Here is a 15,728-nt window from a genome sequence, read left to right as displayed (position 1 = left end):
CAACCGGAGTTGATACTCCGTATCTTCGGAAGCGGGTGCCCCGTTCCGATTATCCGCTGGTCTTCCCTCATGAGGTTTCTGATGCCCCGCACCGTGTCCGAAGTAGCTGAGATCGTCGCGAACGCGCTGAGCGCCTTCGACGCCGCGTCGCTCGCCGATGTTCTCGCCGAGGACGCCGTCTACGAAATCCCGTTCACCGGCCACCGCTCGACCGGCCGGGACGCCGTACTGGCCACGCTCGGCGCGGGCAGCACCGTCGCGACCCGGATCGGCCTGGAGAAAGTCGAGGTCACGACCACGGAAACCGCGGCCGGGTTCGCTGTCGAGCTCGTCGCCGAGGGCCGCAACCCGCACACCGGGCACAGCTACCGGCTCCCGTCGTCCGCCGGACTGCTGACCGTGCGGAACGGCGAGGTCACCCGGTACCGCGACTACCCGAACACCGGCGCGGCAACCGCACTGCGCGGGACGAAGGAGGTCTTCCAGCGCTTCCTCGACGCGGCCGTCGACAACCGCTGGGACGATCTCGCCGACCTGTACTCCGACGACGTCGTGATCGAAATCCCGTTCGCCCCGGCCGGAGTGCCGAAGGTGACGCGTGACCGGGAGGAGCTGCGCAAACGCTTTCACCAGGCCGGGGAGCGCCGCCGGATCACCAAGGCGGACCGGGTCGTGGTGCACGAGACCAGCGATCCGGAAGTGCTGGTAGCCGAATACGACCTGCACGGGGAGTACGAAGGCAAGCCGTACGTGTCGACATACGTGATGGTGCTGACGGTGCGCGAGGGGCGGATCGCGCACTCCCGCGACTACTCCGGGGCACCGGTGTTTTCCGAGCCGGAATGAGCCGCTACTGAGTCGCGGTCTGCGAAGCCGGGGGCGCGAACAGGTGCTCCACCGTCGCCACCGTCCAGTCCCACACCCCCGGCACCAGCAAGATCCCCACCAGCACGAACACCGGGAACACCAGCCGCGCCTCCACCTTCTTCCCGGTGTGCAGCCGCAGCGGCTTCGGCGGGCGGAGTTCGTACCAGGTCTCCCCCGCGATCGGCAGCGGGAACAGGAACGGGCAGCCCGACTCGGTCAGCGAATCGCCGAGGCAGTGCACGAAGCAGCCGGCGGCGACAGCGACGCCGAGCCAGCCGGAGATGTCCGCCAGCTGGGCTACTCGGTCGTCCGGCGCGGTGAAGTACCACCAGACCACCGCGCCGCCATACGGCAGCAGCAGCCAGTCGCCCAGTGCCGCGACCGCGAGCAGCAAGCCGAACAGCAGCACGCCCAGCACGGCCCAAGCCCCACCGGCGGTACAGCCGGCGGAGGTAGCCGCGCCGAGGGCGACGGCGAACAAGAGGGTGTGGGAGAGGTGCCGGTGCGTGCCGGTCACCTTCTCGTCGCGTGGGCCCTTCGTCAGGGCGTATACAGCCGCGGACACCCGGCGCAGCAGCCACGACAGCGCCCCGGTCAGCCAGCCGAACAGGCGGGTCGCGCTGGCGCTGGGATGGTCCAGGTCCGGCAGCAGCGCGAATCCGGCCGTGGTGGCCGCGAAGACCACCGCCTGGTGCACCGAGCCGACACCGACCGCGGGCGCGAGGGCGAGCCCCGCGCACCAGCCGGTCAGGGCGTGCGTGCGCCCCATCATGATGGTTATCCCCCAGGTCGCGGACCAGGTTACTAATCCGGCCACAAGCAGGCCGACCCCGCACGGCACGTAACCGTTGCTACGAAGCCATTAGGCCGTGACTGTGGTCGGATCAGTAACGATCGGCACAGTCAGTCCGCGCGACCGTATCGGGCGATCAGGCCGGAGGTTCCTCCGACACGCTCAGGTGTTCGGCCACGCCGGTGAGCTCGATCACCCGGCTGACCGCCGGGCTCGGCACGACCTCGAGTTCGACGTCCTGCTCCCCGGCCTGCCGCTGGGCGTGCAGGACGACGTTCAGCGCCGATGAGTCGAAGAAGGTCACCCCGGTGAGGTCGGCCACCACGCGACGGGAATTCTTGTCCGCGATCAATCCGGCAAGAGCTTCCTGCAGCTGCGGGCTGGTGAGCAGATCGAGCTCACCCGTGACCACCACCCTCGGCTCGGCGGCCGCGGTGTCCAGCGTGATGCCGAATCCGGGCGGAGTGGCGTTCTGGTCGGCTGCGGGCATGCAGTTTCTCCTCGTCAGGCGCTGCTCCTGCGCCGGTACGCGCCTGTAGTCTCAAGCGGCAACCGTGTCACGGTCCCAAGCATCTGGAGACTCAACCCTAACCCAGTGGGTGACTGAGTCCGCGTCGGCACACGGCTACGCCTTGGCGCGCGGGCGACGGCGGACACACAGCACCCCGCGCACCGCAGGTGGGCGCGCGGGTCGCGGGGGCCAGTCAGCTCAGGCGGACACTGTCTTGCGCTTCGCGCGCCGTTCGCGCATGAACAGCTCGCGGCGCTCGATCTCGCCGAGCCCGCCCCAGATCCCGTACGGCTCTTCGACGGTCATCGCGTGCTTGCGGCACTGGGCCAGCACCGGGCAGGTGTGGCAGATCGCCTTGGCACGGGACTCGCGGCGCTCGCGCGCGGAGCCTCGCTCATTGTCGGTATGAAAGAACAGGCTGCTGTCCGCGCCGCGGCACGAGCCTTGAAGCTGCCACTCCCACTCCTCGGCCACCACGTTCGGCAGTCGGCTCACGTCAGCCATGTCGTCCCCACCTTTCCCGGGATCAGCGCTCGACCGCTACATGCCCGCCGGTCGCGGCGGTCAAACCCGGGTTTGGTTTGCTCACCCCCCGGGCATGTGGCAGATCGGGCACGAAAGACTGGCGTGGGACGCCGGAGAGAGGACAGCACGTGGAGGAGAACGCCCCGCTTGAGCGCGAGGACGCACAGCTCATCGAGGTGCGGACGGCGGCTATCCCGCACGTGGTGCCCACCCTGCGCACCATCGTGGCCGACATCGCCATGCGCCAGGACTTCGACCTGGACGCGGTGGAGGACCTGCGGATGGCCGTGGACGAGGCCTGTTCGATGCTGCTGCCCTCGGCCGCCGACGGCAAACTGACCTGTGTGTTCTCCTGGCTGGAAGGCCGGATCGAGGTCACGGTGTCGGTCGTCTCCGACCGCGCCGAGCACGGCGACGAGACCGGCCTGTCCTGGCAGCTGCTGACCGCGCTCGCTACCTCCGCGCGACGCACCGTGACCCCGGCCAACGGCCGGTATCTCTCCCGGGTGCAACTGGTCCGGGAGAGTGAGGCGGCCAGCTCGTGACGATCCCCGCCGGCGGCGACAAGCCCACCGACGTGGCAGCACTGTTCCACGAGCTCACGCAGCTGCCCGAGCACGCGCCCCGCCGCGACGAGATCCGGGACCGGCTGGTGCGCGAGCATCTCGAACTGGCACGCAACCTCGCCCGGAAGTTCCGCAACCGCGACGAGGCGATGGACGACCTCGTGCAGATCGCGACCGTCGGCCTGATCCACGCGGTGGACCGTTACGACCCCACACAGGGCACGGACTTCCTCGCCTTCGCAGTGCCGACGATCTCCGGCGAACTGCGCCACCACTTCCGGGACAACAGCTGGTCGGTCCGGGTGCCGAGGCGGCTCAAGGAACTCAACGCCACGATCTCGGCCGCCCGCGAAGAACTGACCGTGCGGCTCTCGCGCGCGCCGAAGCCCAGTGAGATCGCGCGTCATCTCGGCGTGCCGATCGAGGACGTCTACGAGGGCCTGCGGGCCGGTCAAGGCCGTTACGGAGCCTCGCTGGACAACCTGCTGGAGAACTCCGCGCACACGCGCTTCGGCGCGCCGGACGCGAACCTCGGCCAGGCGGAACTGCGCGAGGCGCTGCGGCCGATGCTGGACAGTTTGCCCGAGCGCGAGCGCAAGATCGTGGCGTTGCGTTTCGGGTCCGGGATGAGCCAGTCAGACATCGCGCGCCGCGTCGGGGTTTCCCAGATGCAGGTGTCGCGGCTGCTCGCGGCGACGCTGAAAAAACTCCGGACCGGACTGGCCGAGACTGACATCACCGAGGGCACCTGATTCGCCTTCGGCCGAGTTGGGTAAACACCACATGCGAGCACAGCGGCCGGGAGGTGCAGAAGCCATGACGACGTCGAGGATGCCGACCAGGAGCACCGGGGCGACTGCCGCCACCGTGCTGCTGGAGCTTCCGGACGACGTCACCGCGCCCGCCATCGCGCGGGCCCAGGTTCGCGCCGCGCTCGCGCAGCTCGACGTTCCCGCCCAGCTGCGCGACGACGTGCTGCTGGCGACCTCCGAGCTGGTCACGAACGCCTTCGAGCACGGCGACCGGCCGGACCGGCTGGAACTGCGGCTGGAGAACGGCGAACTGATGGTGCGGGTCTTCGACACGTCTGCCGCCATTCCGCAGCTGAAGGAACCGGTCGCCCCGTCCGCGGCGCGCAGCCGGGGACTTCAGCTGGTGCGCGCGTTGTCCCGCCGCTGGGGTTATGACCCGGCTGAGGGCGGGAAGTGCGTCTGGGCGGCGTTCGCCCTCAGCTGACGACGTCGGCCCACCACGAGCCCGGCCGCGCCGAGCACCCCTGCTCCGACCCCGAGCCAGCCCACGATCATCCGCGGTCGTTCAGCGATCGAGCAGGCTTCCGCTCCGCGCGACTCCGCGGCCAGCTTGCTGTCCGGGGAGTTGAGCGCCGTGCCGCAGCCGATTCGGTAACTTGTACCGGTCCTGGGCGGGTTGCCTTCGCCGAACATATTCGCGGGCAGCAGCAACGCCTGATCGCTTCGGGTGCCGTAGATCGTTCGGACATCGATGGGACGTTCGCCGCGGTCGAGGTAGTAGACAGTCGTCACCGGCAGCACAAAGAAGACGATTCCGGTGACGAAGACCGCCGCGGCCGCGAGCCAGGCCACCAGCGTGAGCCGCTGAGCGGAACTGCGCCGCGGATAAAGCCGGTCAACGAACTCCTGATCGCGCGGGTCGGGGGAGGCCGGGGGAACCGGGCCGTCAGCCATCGTCGTACCTCCTGATCGAGTTGCCGAGGCGGCAGCGTAGTTCGGTGTGTCCGGGCCGCGTCCGAACTGGCATTGTTCCGCTCTATCCCGTTCGCCGCATTGCGGCTGCCTTACGCTCGCCGGATGCTGGACGCAATCGGGGTGACTGGGGACGAGGAGCGGGTCTACCGGCTCCTCGTGGGGATGTTCGACGCCGGACCGCGTCAGGTGGCCGAGCAGCTGGGGCTGAGCGCGGCAGAGGTGTCGGCGATCCTCCGTTCGCTGCACGCCAAGGGGCTGGTCAGCCTGGTCGCCGGGGACGAGCCGAGGTACGCGCCGTCGCCGCCGGACGTCGCGTTCGGGCCGTTGCTGATGCGCGGGCAGGAATCCCTGGAATGGGCGCGCACCGCGGTCAGCCGGATGGCCGAGGAGTACCGCGGCGGTGCGCGGCGCCGCGACGCGACCCAGCTGGTCGAGGTGATCACCGGCAGCGCGGCGATCCGGCAGCAGCTGACGAACATCCAGGTCGGCGCCCGGCACGAGTTGCTGTGGTTCTGCCGGGCCGGGCACATCGCGATGGCGTCGGGCGAGAACGCCGACGAGTACGACGCGCTCGCTCGCGGCGTGCGGTACCGGGTCGTCTACGAGCGGGCGATGCTGGAAGAGCCCGGAATGATCGAGAACGTCGCGCACGGGATCCGGCACGGCGAGGAGGCACGGTCCTCGACCGTGGTTCCGGTGCGGCTGGCGATCGCCGACGGCACCATCGCGTTGTGCCCGCTGGTGCAGAATCTCGACGGCTCCGGCGAACCGACCGCCGCGTTGATCCGCGAGAGCAGTCTGCTGGCCGCGCTGATCGCGTTGTTCGAAAGCTATTGGGAACGCGCGTGGCCGCTTCGTGCGGACGGGACTCCGCAGGACGCTGCCGGCGGCGCCGGTCCGGACCGGGACGAGTTGCACCTGTTGTCGTTGCTGGTCGCGGGGGTCACCGACAAGGCGATCGCGACGCGGCTCGCGGTGAGCCAGCGGACCGTGCAGCGGCGGATCCACGACCTGATGTCCCGGATGAACGTGCAGACCCGGATGCAGCTGGCGTGGGAGGTCAGCAGGCAGGGCTGGCTCGACGAGCCCGCGGCAGCCGGATAACCGCGAGGGGCTATCCGGCTGCCTCTTTCTCAGGAGAGCCCGTAGGCGCGGAGTACCGTCTGCCGCACCGCGTTCCCGTCACCGTCGGAGCCGTGCACGCGCAACGCGACGAATCCGTTGGTCCGGTCCAGCCGCGGCTGGTCGACCACGGCGCGGAAGCGGCCGCCGCCGAGGCTGTCCATCCGCCTGACGTTCGTCCACGTGCGACCGTCGTCATAGGACACTTCGACGGTCAGCTGCGGATTCTTCGGCGCGGCCATGCCGTCCTGGTTGCGGACGGTGAACTCGACCGGCAGCGAACGCCCGGCGCGCGCCTTCTGCGTCAGATCGGTCTGCACGCCGTAATCCACCTGCAGCAACGGAAGCAAGTCCGTGGTGCCTTCGGCGGGCCGCTTCGACCCGAAGGTCCACGACGTTTCGGTGTGCGTGCCGTAGGCCCAGTCCGGCGTGGACTTGGTCAGCGACAGGTCGAGCCGGTACTTCGCCGGGTCCGCCGAAGCGGGGAACTTGCCCCACGCCGCCGGGCCTTCCTTGACGAGTTTTCCGTCCTGATAAAGCTTCGCGCTCACCTGATCCGGCTCCTCGCCGATCCCCGACTCGGAAAACGCGTAGTGCGAGGTTTCCGGATCGGCGAACTCCGGGATGCGGAAGGCGAAAGTGTCGCCGGTGCGCGAGGTTTCCAGTCCGGCTCCGCGCGGGATCGCCGGGCGGACCACTGGGGCGTACCAGTTCTCCGTCGCCCGCTGTCCCGGGCTGAGCGTGTGCGGCTGGTCGAGCATGCCGACCGCCAGCGGCTGGAAAGTGTCCCAGCTGAGCTTGTTGTTCACTCGGTGCTGCCAGATCGTTTCGTCGGTCGAAACGATTTCCTCGCGAGCCGTTCCGGTGTGCGCGTACCGCTGGTACTGGTTGATCGCGGTCTTTTCCCACGGCCGCCAGCCGAACCGCTGCTCGGAAAGCCACTCGTCCTTGCCGGTCGCGTGGTAATTCGCGGTGACCGTCGCACTGTTGCGTTCGCTGACCTGGTAGACGATCTTCTGCGGAATCTGGTCGTGTGTCACCTGCATGATGTCGTACAGGTACGGACTCACCGGCGTGCCCTGGAGGAACATGCTGGTGAAACCGAATCTGGCGCGGTCGGCCAGGTTCATGCCCTGTTCGTTCGTGATCCGCACGGTGGGAATCGGCAGGCGATTGCCGCGCGGCTGCCAGTGTGCGTACGTGTGCTCGCCGGGAAGGCTGACAACCATCGCCATCGCGGCGCCCGCGGCGGCCGCCTGCTTGGCCGCGGTATCCGGATTGGTGCCGTCCTTCGCGGGGATCACCAGTGCGATTTTCCCGCGCGCCTTGGCGAACTGCTCCGGTTTGCCGCCGTCGACCGGAACGACGCCGAGCCACTTGAACCCGGAAATCGCCGGAGAAGACGCGTAGTAGAACAGCTCGGTCTTGACGGCGACCCACGGCAACGTGGTCGCGGTCAGCATCGGCGCGGTGAGCTGCCACCGGGTGCCGAATTCGAAGGTTCCGTTCTTGACCTTCTGCGTCGGCGTCACGTAGATGTGCCGGACGCCGGGGAATTCCATGACGTAGTTCGAGATCTTGCGCGAGCCGAATTCGCGGTGCGCGTAGCTGCTGATGATGTTTTCCAGCGTCGACGGCCGCGGTGTCTTGATCTCCACCGGCACCGCGCTCCGCGCGTCCATCACCAGGTTCAGGTCCTTGGTGATGGTGAACTCGGGCTTGAGCACGATCGCGAGTTCCTCGTCCGGAGCCAGGCCGGTGTGGAACATCGCGCGGGCGTAGTAGGTGCCCTCCGGAAGCTCGGTGACGAACGGATGGTCGCTGACGACGTCCCGGACGATGTCGTAGCGCATGTCGTCGCCGAAGATCTGGAGGTCCATCGGGTGCGCCTTGCCGTCGCGGCCGATGCCGGTGACGGTCACCTTGTGCTTCGGCGGTTCCTTCACCAGACCGACCGTCGTGTGCACCGCGCCGACGAGAACGCTGCCGGTGTAGTTGCCGGGCACCAGCGCGGCCGAGTCGACGGTGATCGCCATCGTCGCGGTCCCGCCGGCCGGAACCTCCACAGTGGACTTTTCGAGCTTCACCGCGTCGCCTGGCGTGGCACCGTCACCGCGGCGCAGGTCGAGCTTCGGGGTGATGGTGATCGGCGCGGAAGTCGTGTTGGTGTAAGTGATTTCCTTGCGCACCGGTCCGCTGTCGTTGGTGACCGGGCCGAGGTTCAGCGTACCGGTCGCGAAGACCCCGGGACGCACCGCCGCGGCCGCGACGGCCACCCGTCCGCCGCCCTGCTGGAACGCGTTGAGTCCCGCGGAGGGCTTCGACGTACTGGCCAAGCCATCCTTGAGCTGCTGAGCCGTCCATTGTGGATACCGCTGCGCCAGAATCGCCGCCGCACCAGCGACATGCGGCGTCGCCATCGACGTGCCGGACGCCGCGGTGTAGTACTGATCCACTACTTCACCGAGCGAGGTGCCAGCCGCGCGCGCCGCGACAATTCCCACGCCAGGCGCGGTGATGTCCGGCTTCACGGCCTGGTCGCCTTGGCGCGGGCCCATGCTGGAGAACGGGGCCAGCTCATCCTTGCGGTCAACCGCGCCGACGGTCAGCGCGGAGTCCGCGGTACCAGGCGTGCCGATGGTCGACGCGCCATCCTGGCCGTCGTTGCCCGCGGCGACCACGAACAGCGCGCCGGTGCGGGCGGTGAGTTCGTTGAGGCCGGCGCTGAGATCGTCGGTGCCGTCGGTCGCGCCGCCGCCAAGGCTCATGTTGATCACCTTGGCACCGGACGTCGCGGCCCACTCCATCCCTTGCAGGACTTCGGAAGCCGAGGCCGTGCCGTCGTCGCCGAGCACCTTGCCGACGTACAGCTTCGCGCCGGGAGCCGCGCCCTTGCGCGTGCCGCCCGCGGCCGCGCCGCTGCCCGCGATGGTCGCCGCGACGTGCGTGCCGTGGCCGAACCGGTCGACGACGTCCGGGCTGGTGGAGAAGTTGGCCGACTTGGCGACCTTGCCGCGAGGTCCGGGTGGTTGGGGTCGTAGCCGGTGTCGAGCACGGCCACCGCGACGCCGGATCCGTCGAATCCGGCCGCCCACGCCTCCGGCGCCCCGATCTGCGGGACACTGCGGTCGAGCGACGCGTGCACCTTGCGGTCCAGCGTAATCCGTTCCACCGCACCGGAAGCCGCGTGCGGACCGGTGAAGGACTGCCAGAACTCGCCGGCGCGCTTCTTGTCTTCCCGCACCGCACGGCCGTTCACGCTGGGCAGTTCAGCGCCCAGCGTAGTGGCGGCGAGCGTCGGCGCGGCAGCGATCGAGACGCCCTTCGCGTAGTGCGCGATCATCGGCACCGTCGGGCTCGACTCGTCGGCGTACCCCTGCGCGATCAGGTCGGTGACGTTGAACAGGGCTTTGTCGAGGCGGTGGTCCGCCACGAGCGACACCGCGTCGGCCGGGATGACCTGCAGTTTGCCGTCCACTTCGGATTGGGTGAAGCGGATGTTCTCCCGCCCCTCGCCCGGCCGGACCGTCGCGATCTGCCTGCCGCCTTGGACGCTTTCGACTTGCACGACGTCACCGGTGAGCAAGGTGACCGTGTGCCGCTCACCGGGGCCAGGCGCCGGTGAACCGCTCGCAGGCTCGGCCGCCGCGGGCGCCGCGTGGCCGAGTGCCGCGACCAGTGCGCCCGTGCAGCCGAGAGTGATAGCTCGTGATCTCCACGTCATCGCACAAGATTCGGGGCGAGCCGGGGTTCACGTCACTAGCTCGCGGTGTCGCGGTTGTGACATGTCGCAACTGGGACAGCGCCTGGTTAGCCAGCCACTGTCGCGTAATACGCCATTAGGCGGTCAGCGAGTTCGTCCGGACGGCTCAACAGCGATGGGAACCGGCCATCTCGTCCGCCCCCGAGGCGTTCGCGCGACCCGGCGCAGCAGGTCCGCGGAGAAGAACTGGTCGTCGCGGAAGAGCAGGACCTTCGTCGGCACGTCCGGCAGCCGCGCGCCGACCAGGTGCCAGCCGCCGCCGCTCGTCGTGGCTCAGCAGTGCTTCAGCATGTCCTGCAGCGCGTTCTTCTCCATGTCAGTGATCGTCAGCCCGTAGTAGTGCTTCACCGTGACCCAGTCGGTCGCGTACGTGCACCAGAACGACACCAGCGGCGGCTTCCACTCGTCCGGAGCCTTGTCGCTCTTCTGCCGGTTCACGCTCGCCGTTACCGCGAACAGCTGCGGCCGGGTGAGGTCGTTCGCGAACTGCTCGCGCTTCTCCTGCGTCCAGTCGCGCGCGCCGCTCACCCAGGCCTGGCCGAGCGGGACCATGTGGTCGATGTCGAGCTGGGTCGCCTTGGTCCAGGTCTGACCGTCGTACACGCTGAGCCAGGTGCCTGAGGTCGGCTTGCAGTCGCTGCCCGCCTTGACGTCCTTGCCCGCACGCTTGAGAACGGCCTCGCGGGTGTCGCAGTTGTCGCCCTGGCTGTCCCAGTGCTTGAACTTGTCGCGCGAATAGCCGGTCATGGTGCCGCGCGCGCCGATCTTCAGCTCGGACAGCTGCTTGGTCGCGTCCGCGGCGGACGCCGGTGCCGCCTCGGACTGGGTGTCGCCGACTTCTCGCTGGCCGTACCAAAACCCGACGACAGCGATGAGCAGCACGACCGCGAGCAGCACGGTGCGCTTGGTGGGGAACGGCCGGGCCATGGTGCGCGGGATCCTCTCGGGCGGGGACTTCGGGGAGCCGGAGTATGCCTGTCACCGGGCCGGTAATCGCGCAGACACTCTCGGCAGCGCCCGAGCCGTGGCAAGGACCACGTCGGACCAGTTGTTGCCCGCCAACGAAAAAGCCCAGATCAGCGGGGGTGGATAACGCTCGCGAAGGTGTCACGCACGCGCGTTGCGAAACGATTGACTTCAGTGGGGAGCCGGAAAGGAGCGGGTGCGAGATGCCCGGGCGGCTGCGGAAGTGGAACACCCGCGTCGATGACTACCTGCGCCGGAAAGCGGCGGAGGGCGGCAACGTCGTAGCGATGACGCGGGTCGCTGCTGACCTGCGCGAACGCGGGGATGCGGCGGAGGCCGAGGAGTGGTACCGGCGGGCCGCCTCCGGCGGTGACCGGATCGCCATGACCGCGCTGGCCCACCTGCTGGCCGAACGCGGAGCCGAGGACGAAGCCGCCCGCTGGTATCACGAAGCCGCGCAGGCCGGCGAGCCGCACGGGATGCTCGGATATGCCCGCACCTGCGAAAACCAGGGTCACCTCGGCGACGCCGAGCACTGGTACGCCGCCGCGTTCCAAGCCGGCGCGACGGAGGCGGCCGGACTGCTGGGCCACCTGCTGGTCCAAGACGGCCGGTTCTCCGACGCCGAGGGCTGGTGCCGCGCGGCCGCCGAGGCGGGCGACGCGACAGCGATGCTGGACCTCGGCGCTGTCCTGCGCGAACTCGGTGCACCCGAGGAGATGGCGCACTGGTGGCGAGCCGCGGCGGACGCGGGCGAACTCTCCGCGACCTGCTTGCTGGGCCGGGAAGCGGAACGAGCCCACCGGGAAGGCGACGCCGAGCGATGGTTCCGTCGCGGCGCGAAGGGCGGGCACGTCGAGGCGAAGGTCCGGCTGGGGCTGCTGCTGCATCGCCGGGGCGACCTCGAAGAAGCGGAGAACTGGTACCTCGAAGCCGCCGAGGCGGGCGACGCGGCGGCGATGACCAACCTCGGGGTCCTCGCCCGCAATCGCCGCGACGACGGCGAGGCCGCGGCCTGGTACCGCAAGGCCGCCGAGCACGGCAGCATCCCCGCGCTCACCAACCTGGGACATCTCGCCGAAGCCCGCAGCGACCTGGCACAGGCCGAACGCTGCTTCCGGGTCGCCGCGGAAACCGGCGACGTCCAGGGCATGCTGAGCCTGACCCGGATGCTGCGCGCCCGCGGCGCGACCGCCGAGGCCGACCACTGGCAGGCCCTCGCCGCCGACCGGCCACAGTAGACAGTTTCCCGGGGTTGATCTCCGGGATCATCCCGGATGCCGCCCGCCCCCGGCACGGCTAGCGTCGATCGAGTGTTCCGACGCGTGCTTCTCGCCATCCTCGCCGGTATCGCGGTGTTCCTGGTTCCGTGGACTGTCTACCTCGGGCTGACCCTGCCCGAGCACTTCGACACGAGCCAGTGGCGAGTCGCCTGGGTCGGCTTCGACCTCGTCCTGCTGCTGTGTTTCGCCGCGTCCGTGCTGCTCGGGATGCGCCGCAGCCGCGCCTCGGTGCCGATGCTGGCCGCGACCGCCGCGCTGCTGTGCTGCGACGCCTGGTTCGACGTCGTCCTCGACTGGGGCGGTCCCGACCAGTGGGCCAGCCTCGGCACCGCGCTGCTCGCGGAAGTGCCGATCGCGGTGTTCCTGATGTTGCGAGCGCGCGCTCTGCTCGCCGGCAACGCGCGACCGCGGCCGCTGACCATGCGCGACATCGCCGTGCACACGAACCCGAACTACCAGCGGTTGCTCCGGCTGATGCCCGCCACCTCGGCCGAACTGCGCGCGCACATCCCGTCGATCGACGTCCCGGCCGCGCTGCTGACGCTCACCCACGCCGGATACACGCGCCGCACCCGCGACGGCCGCTGGCACTCCGTCCCGCAGAGCACGAACGAAGCGAAGCCGGAGGACTTCCCGGAGGAGGACCGGCCGAAGCTGGCCGCCTACCTCGACGCGAAGTACGACCGCGAGGTGCGCCTGATGGCCTGGGCCGCTGAACGCCGCGACACCTTCGACGGCTGGACCGCCGGCAGCCGCGCCGGCATCCGGCTGAGTCACAAGGACTTGAAGGAGTTCGAAGCGGAGTACCTGGAACTGGTGCACCGCTACGCCGCTCGCAAACCCGGCCCGTCCGGCGAGGCGCGTGATCTGGCGGTGCGGTTCTACGCTTTCCCGGAACCAAAACCCGCTGAGCTGGCGTAGGTTTCGAGGCATGATCCATCACGTGCAGGTCGCCTGCCCAGCGGGCGCGGAGGACGACGAACGCGCGTTCTACACCGGCGTGCTCGGCTGGAGGGAACTGCCGAAACCGCCGCTGCTGGCAGCTCGCGGCGGCTGCTGGTTCCAGGTGCCCGGCGTCGGCGGCCCGGACGGCGAACTGCACGTCGGCGTCGAGGCGGATTTCCGTCCGGCGCTCAAGGCCCACCCGGCGTTCGTGGTCGACGTGGACACCGTCGCCGCCGCGATCGAAGCCTCCGGACGGCCCGTGACGTGGGCCGATCCCGCGGAAATCCCAGGCAGGCGACGGTTCCACGCCTTCGACCCGGCCGGCAACCGGCTGGAGTTCCTGGAGGGCTGAGCCCGCATACAGTGTGGGGATGAGCCAGGAGGCGGAAGAAGCCGAGCAGCGGATCACGCGACGATTGCGTGAGCTTCGCCTGGAACGCGGCCTCACCTTGGACAAGGTCGCCGCCGCCGCGGACCTCACGCCGGGCTATCTGTCCCGGGTCGAAAGCGGCCAGCGGGTGCCCAGTCTCGGCACGCTGGTGGTTCTCGCGCGGGCGCTCGACGTCAGCGTCGCCGATCTCGTCGCTTCCGAGGAACGCCGCTCGCCGATCGTCAAGCGCGAGGACGCCGTCACGTACGGCACTCGCGGCGCTTCCATGACCCATCTGTCCCCGCCGTCGTCTGCTCTTGAGGCGACACTGGTGACGCTGCGGGGCAAGTCCGTCCCACCGCGGCCGACCCGGCATCGCGGCGAAGAGTGGCTGCACGTCGTCAGCGGTCAACTCGAACTGACCCTGGCCGGCGAAACCCACCTCCTGGCCGCCGGTGACTCCGCGCAGTTCCCCGGCAGCACCGACCACACCCTGCGCGGCGCGCCGGACGCGGAAGTCCTCGTCGTGATCGCTTGACTCTCATTGTGCCTCCGAGGCACCCTGTTTGCCAGACAGGCAACATTGGGAGATGCTGATGACCGACGCCCCGGTAGCCGAACTCGACCTCGACACCCTGCCCGAACACCTGGAGTCCGCCGCCGCCGAACGCGCGCACCGCAAACGCCAGCTCGCCGTCGCCTTCCGGCTGTTCGCCCGGTACGGCTTCGACGAGGGCATCGCCGGGCACCTCACCGCGCGCGACCCGGAATTCCCGAACCGGTTCTGGGTCAACCCGTACGCGGTGCACTTCTCCCGGATCAAAGTCAGCGATCTGCTTCTCCTCGACGAGAACGGAAAAGTGGTCGAGGGAACGCGGCGCACGAACAAGGCCGCCTTCGCCATCCACTCGACCATCCACGAAGCCCGCGAGGACGTCGTCGCCGTCGCGCACGCACACACGATCCACGGCCGCGCCTGGTCGGCGTTGAATCGTGTGCTGGACCCGATTGTCCAGGAATCCTGTGCGTTCTACGAAAATCACGTGCTTTTCGACGAGTACAAGGGCCTGGTCCTGGAACGCGACGAGGGCGTGCGCATCGCCGCCCGGCTCGGTTCGAAACGCGCCGCGATCCTTCGCCACCACGGATTGCTGACCGTCGGCCGAAGCGTCGGCGAGGCGGCGTGGTGGTTCATCACGATGGAACGCGCCTGCCAGATGCAACTCCTCGCCGAAGCCGCCGGCACTCCTCGTGTGATGACCGCCGAAGAAGCCGCGCTCGCCGCCCGGCAATTCGGCAGCGCGAACATGGCGCGCAACAACTTCCGCCTGCTGGAGGACCTGATTGTCGAGCAGGAACCCGACGTGCTGGACTGACGAGGTTCAGTCGCCGACCGCGTCCCGCCCGCGCTTCACGATCAGCGGATCCGGTTCCCCGACTATCTTTTCGTTCTTGCCCGCATACTCGAACCGGGACAGGAAGTAGCGCATCGCGTTGATCCGGGCGCGCTTCTTGTCGTTGCTCTTGATCGTGATCCACGGCGCGAGATCGCTGTCCGTGCGGAGGAACATCGCCTCCTTGGCCGCGGTGTAGTCGTCCCATTTGCCGAGCGACCGCAAATCCATCGGGGACAGTTTCCACTGCCGCACCGGGTCGACCTGCCGGATGATGAACCGGGTGCGCTGTTCGGCCTGGGTCACCGAAAACCAGAACTTCGTGACCGTGATCCCGCTCTCCACCAGCATTTCCTCGAACAGCGGCACCTGGTGCATGAACTGCTCGTACTGCTCGGGCGAGCAAAACCCCATCACCCGCTCGACCCCGGCCCGGTTGTACCAGGACCGGTCGAACAACACCATCTCGCCTGCGGTCGGCAGATGCTGGACGTACCGCTGGAAGTACCACTGGTGCGCTTCCCGGTCGCTGGGCTTGGCGAGCGCGACCGTACGAGCGTGCCGCGGGTTGAGGTGTTCCATGAACCGCTTGATGGTGCCGCCCTTGCCCGCGGCGTCGCGTCCCTCGAAGAGAATGACGTGCCGGCTGCCGGTCTCGCTGATCGAGTTCTGCAGCTTGAGCAGTTCGACCTGCAGCAGATACTTGGTCTCGTCGTACTCCTCGCGCGACATGCGCTCGTCGTAGGGATAGTTCTCCCGCCAGGTGTCGACGGCCTTGCCGAACGCGTCGATCAACACGGGATCGTCATCGTGATCCTCGCCGACCGAATGCCCGTCGATCTCAAGCCGATCGATGTACTCCCGCACGTCCCGCAACATGCGGCCGACTTTAAGCA

At 68.8% G+C, this 15,728-nt stretch carries 17 protein-coding genes; 10 read left to right on the top strand and 7 right to left on the bottom strand.

Annotated elements, in window-relative coordinates; genetic code table 11:
- The first annotated feature begins 93 nt into the window (after nt 1–93).
- Nucleotides 94–846: a nuclear transport factor 2 family protein gene (locus A4R44_RS22230; protein ID WP_232791717.1), complete on the top strand. Its 753-nt coding sequence runs from the start codon at nt 94–96 to the stop codon at nt 844–846.
- Between the two features lie 4 nt (nt 847–850).
- Here A4R44_RS22230 and A4R44_RS22225 read toward each other — a convergent pair whose 3' ends face one another.
- The 3 genes from A4R44_RS22225 to A4R44_RS22215 form a co-directional block, all read right to left on the bottom strand.
- Nucleotides 851–1,636 (bottom strand): metal-dependent hydrolase, encoded by a 786-nt coding sequence (locus A4R44_RS22225; protein WP_067584081.1) that lies wholly within the window; start codon nt 1,634–1,636, stop codon nt 851–853.
- Nucleotides 1,637–1,796: 160 nt separating this feature from the next.
- Nucleotides 1,797–2,150 carry an STAS domain-containing protein gene (locus A4R44_RS22220; protein ID WP_009086015.1) on the bottom strand — a complete coding sequence of 118 codons (354 nt, stop codon included), beginning with the start codon at nt 2,148–2,150 and terminating at the stop codon, nt 1,797–1,799.
- A gap of 219 nt (nt 2,151–2,369) precedes the next feature.
- A complete protein-coding gene (locus A4R44_RS22215; protein ID WP_009086013.1) occupies nt 2,370–2,675 on the bottom strand; it encodes a WhiB family transcriptional regulator in 306 nt (101 codons plus the stop codon).
- Nucleotides 2,676–2,824: 149 nt separating this feature from the next.
- Here A4R44_RS22215 and A4R44_RS22210 point away from each other — a divergent pair, with 149 nt between their 5' ends.
- The 3 genes from A4R44_RS22210 to A4R44_RS22200 all read left to right on the top strand — a co-directional run bounded on the left by A4R44_RS22210 (nt 2,825) and on the right by A4R44_RS22200 (nt 4,498).
- A complete protein-coding gene (locus A4R44_RS22210) occupies nt 2,825–3,241 on the top strand; it encodes an anti-sigma factor (RefSeq protein ID WP_067583860.1) in 417 nt (138 codons plus the stop codon).
- Nucleotides 3,238–4,014 (top strand): SigB/SigF/SigG family RNA polymerase sigma factor, encoded by a 777-nt coding sequence (locus A4R44_RS22205; protein WP_067583858.1) that lies wholly within the window; start codon nt 3,238–3,240, stop codon nt 4,012–4,014. Before A4R44_RS22210 ends, A4R44_RS22205 begins: the two co-directional genes overlap by 4 nt.
- A gap of 64 nt (nt 4,015–4,078) precedes the next feature.
- Entirely contained in the window at nt 4,079–4,498 is a 420-nt protein-coding gene (locus tag A4R44_RS22200; RefSeq protein ID WP_067583855.1) for an ATP-binding protein, read from the top strand.
- Here the strand turns inward: A4R44_RS22200 and A4R44_RS22195 are convergent.
- Entirely contained in the window at nt 4,444–4,968 is a 525-nt protein-coding gene (locus A4R44_RS22195) for a hypothetical protein (RefSeq protein ID WP_067583853.1), read from the bottom strand. The two genes, A4R44_RS22200 and A4R44_RS22195, sit on opposite strands and share 55 nt — an antisense overlap.
- Before the next feature lie 123 nt (nt 4,969–5,091).
- On the opposite strand from A4R44_RS22195, the gene A4R44_RS22190 reads away from it, so the two are divergent.
- The gene (locus A4R44_RS22190; RefSeq protein WP_067583852.1) at nt 5,092–6,093 is read left to right on the top strand and encodes a LuxR family transcriptional regulator; all 1,002 of its coding nucleotides are present in this window, start codon (nt 5,092–5,094) and stop codon (nt 6,091–6,093) included.
- Nucleotides 6,094–6,122: 29 nt separating this feature from the next.
- Here the strand turns inward: A4R44_RS22190 and A4R44_RS22185 are convergent, their stop codons facing one another.
- Together A4R44_RS22185 and A4R44_RS22180 are read right to left on the bottom strand one after the other, a co-directional pair.
- Complete coding sequence (locus A4R44_RS22185; protein WP_232791716.1) at nt 6,123–9,206, bottom strand: S8 family serine peptidase; 3,084 nt, start codon at nt 9,204–9,206, stop codon at nt 6,123–6,125.
- A 941-nt stretch (nt 9,207–10,147) separates the two neighbouring features.
- Nucleotides 10,148–10,801 (bottom strand): HNH endonuclease family protein, encoded by a 654-nt coding sequence (locus tag A4R44_RS22180; protein ID WP_067583850.1) that lies wholly within the window; start codon nt 10,799–10,801, stop codon nt 10,148–10,150.
- Nucleotides 10,802–11,043: 242 nt separating this feature from the next.
- On the opposite strand from A4R44_RS22180, the gene A4R44_RS22175 reads away from it, so the two are divergent.
- The 5 genes from A4R44_RS22175 (at nt 11,044) to A4R44_RS22155 (ending at nt 14,814) form a co-directional block, all read left to right on the top strand.
- A complete protein-coding gene (locus A4R44_RS22175) occupies nt 11,044–12,081 on the top strand; it encodes a tetratricopeptide repeat protein (RefSeq protein ID WP_067583848.1) in 1,038 nt (345 codons plus the stop codon).
- Nucleotides 12,082–12,153: 72 nt separating this feature from the next.
- Nucleotides 12,154–13,044, top strand: a complete 891-nt coding sequence (locus tag A4R44_RS22170; protein WP_232791715.1) for a hypothetical protein — start codon at nt 12,154–12,156, stop codon at nt 13,042–13,044.
- Between the two features lie 10 nt (nt 13,045–13,054).
- Nucleotides 13,055–13,420, top strand: coding sequence for a VOC family protein (locus tag A4R44_RS22165; RefSeq protein WP_067583843.1), 366 nt, complete (start codon nt 13,055–13,057; stop codon nt 13,418–13,420).
- A 19-nt stretch (nt 13,421–13,439) separates the two neighbouring features.
- Nucleotides 13,440–13,976 carry a helix-turn-helix domain-containing protein gene (locus tag A4R44_RS22160; protein ID WP_067583840.1) on the top strand — a complete coding sequence of 179 codons (537 nt, stop codon included), beginning with the start codon at nt 13,440–13,442 and terminating at the stop codon, nt 13,974–13,976.
- Nucleotides 13,977–14,034: 58 nt separating this feature from the next.
- Nucleotides 14,035–14,814: a class II aldolase/adducin family protein gene (locus tag A4R44_RS22155; protein WP_067584078.1), complete on the top strand. Its 780-nt coding sequence runs from the start codon at nt 14,035–14,037 to the stop codon at nt 14,812–14,814.
- A 6-nt stretch (nt 14,815–14,820) separates the two neighbouring features.
- Here A4R44_RS22155 and ppk2 read toward each other — a convergent pair whose 3' ends face one another.
- Nucleotides 14,821–15,711 (bottom strand): polyphosphate kinase 2, encoded by an 891-nt coding sequence (gene ppk2 / locus A4R44_RS22150; protein WP_067583837.1) that lies wholly within the window; start codon nt 15,709–15,711, stop codon nt 14,821–14,823.
- Nucleotides 15,712–15,728: the final 17 nt, after the last annotated feature.

Source organism: Amycolatopsis sp. M39 (assembly GCF_001651785.1).
Taxonomy (GTDB): domain Bacteria; phylum Actinomycetota; class Actinomycetes; order Mycobacteriales; family Pseudonocardiaceae; genus Amycolatopsis; species Amycolatopsis rubida.
Note: the sequence above shows the minus strand (reverse complement) of the source record. Positions and strands in the feature narration are given on the sequence as shown.

What these genes read in the sequence shown, in the direction of transcription:
- A4R44_RS22160 (WP_067583840.1), top strand. Translation starts at nt 13,440, where the DNA reads ATGAGCCAGGAGGCGGAAGAAGCCGAGCAGCGGATCACGCGACGATTG.
- A4R44_RS22175 (WP_067583848.1), top strand. Translation starts at nt 11,044, where the DNA reads ATGCCCGGGCGGCTGCGGAAGTGGAACACCCGCGTCGATGACTACCTG.
- A4R44_RS22155 (WP_067584078.1), top strand. Translation starts at nt 14,035, where the DNA reads ATGACCGACGCCCCGGTAGCCGAACTCGACCTCGACACCCTGCCCGAA.
- A4R44_RS22200 (WP_067583855.1), top strand. Translation starts at nt 4,079, where the DNA reads ATGACGACGTCGAGGATGCCGACCAGGAGCACCGGGGCGACTGCCGCC.
- A4R44_RS22190 (WP_067583852.1), top strand. Translation starts at nt 5,092, where the DNA reads ATGCTGGACGCAATCGGGGTGACTGGGGACGAGGAGCGGGTCTACCGG.
- A4R44_RS22215 (WP_009086013.1), bottom strand. Translation starts at nt 2,675, where the DNA reads ATGGCTGACGTGAGCCGACTGCCGAACGTGGTGGCCGAGGAGTGGGAG.
- ppk2 (WP_067583837.1), bottom strand. Translation starts at nt 15,711, where the DNA reads ATGTTGCGGGACGTGCGGGAGTACATCGATCGGCTTGAGATCGACGGG.
- A4R44_RS22220 (WP_009086015.1), bottom strand. Translation starts at nt 2,150, where the DNA reads ATGCCCGCAGCCGACCAGAACGCCACTCCGCCCGGATTCGGCATCACG.
- A4R44_RS22165 (WP_067583843.1), top strand. Translation starts at nt 13,055, where the DNA reads ATGATCCATCACGTGCAGGTCGCCTGCCCAGCGGGCGCGGAGGACGAC.
- A4R44_RS22180 (WP_067583850.1), bottom strand. Translation starts at nt 10,801, where the DNA reads ATGGCCCGGCCGTTCCCCACCAAGCGCACCGTGCTGCTCGCGGTCGTG.
- A4R44_RS22195 (WP_067583853.1), bottom strand. Translation starts at nt 4,968, where the DNA reads ATGGCTGACGGCCCGGTTCCCCCGGCCTCCCCCGACCCGCGCGATCAG.
- A4R44_RS22225 (WP_067584081.1), bottom strand. Translation starts at nt 1,636, where the DNA reads ATGGGGCGCACGCACGCCCTGACCGGCTGGTGCGCGGGGCTCGCCCTC.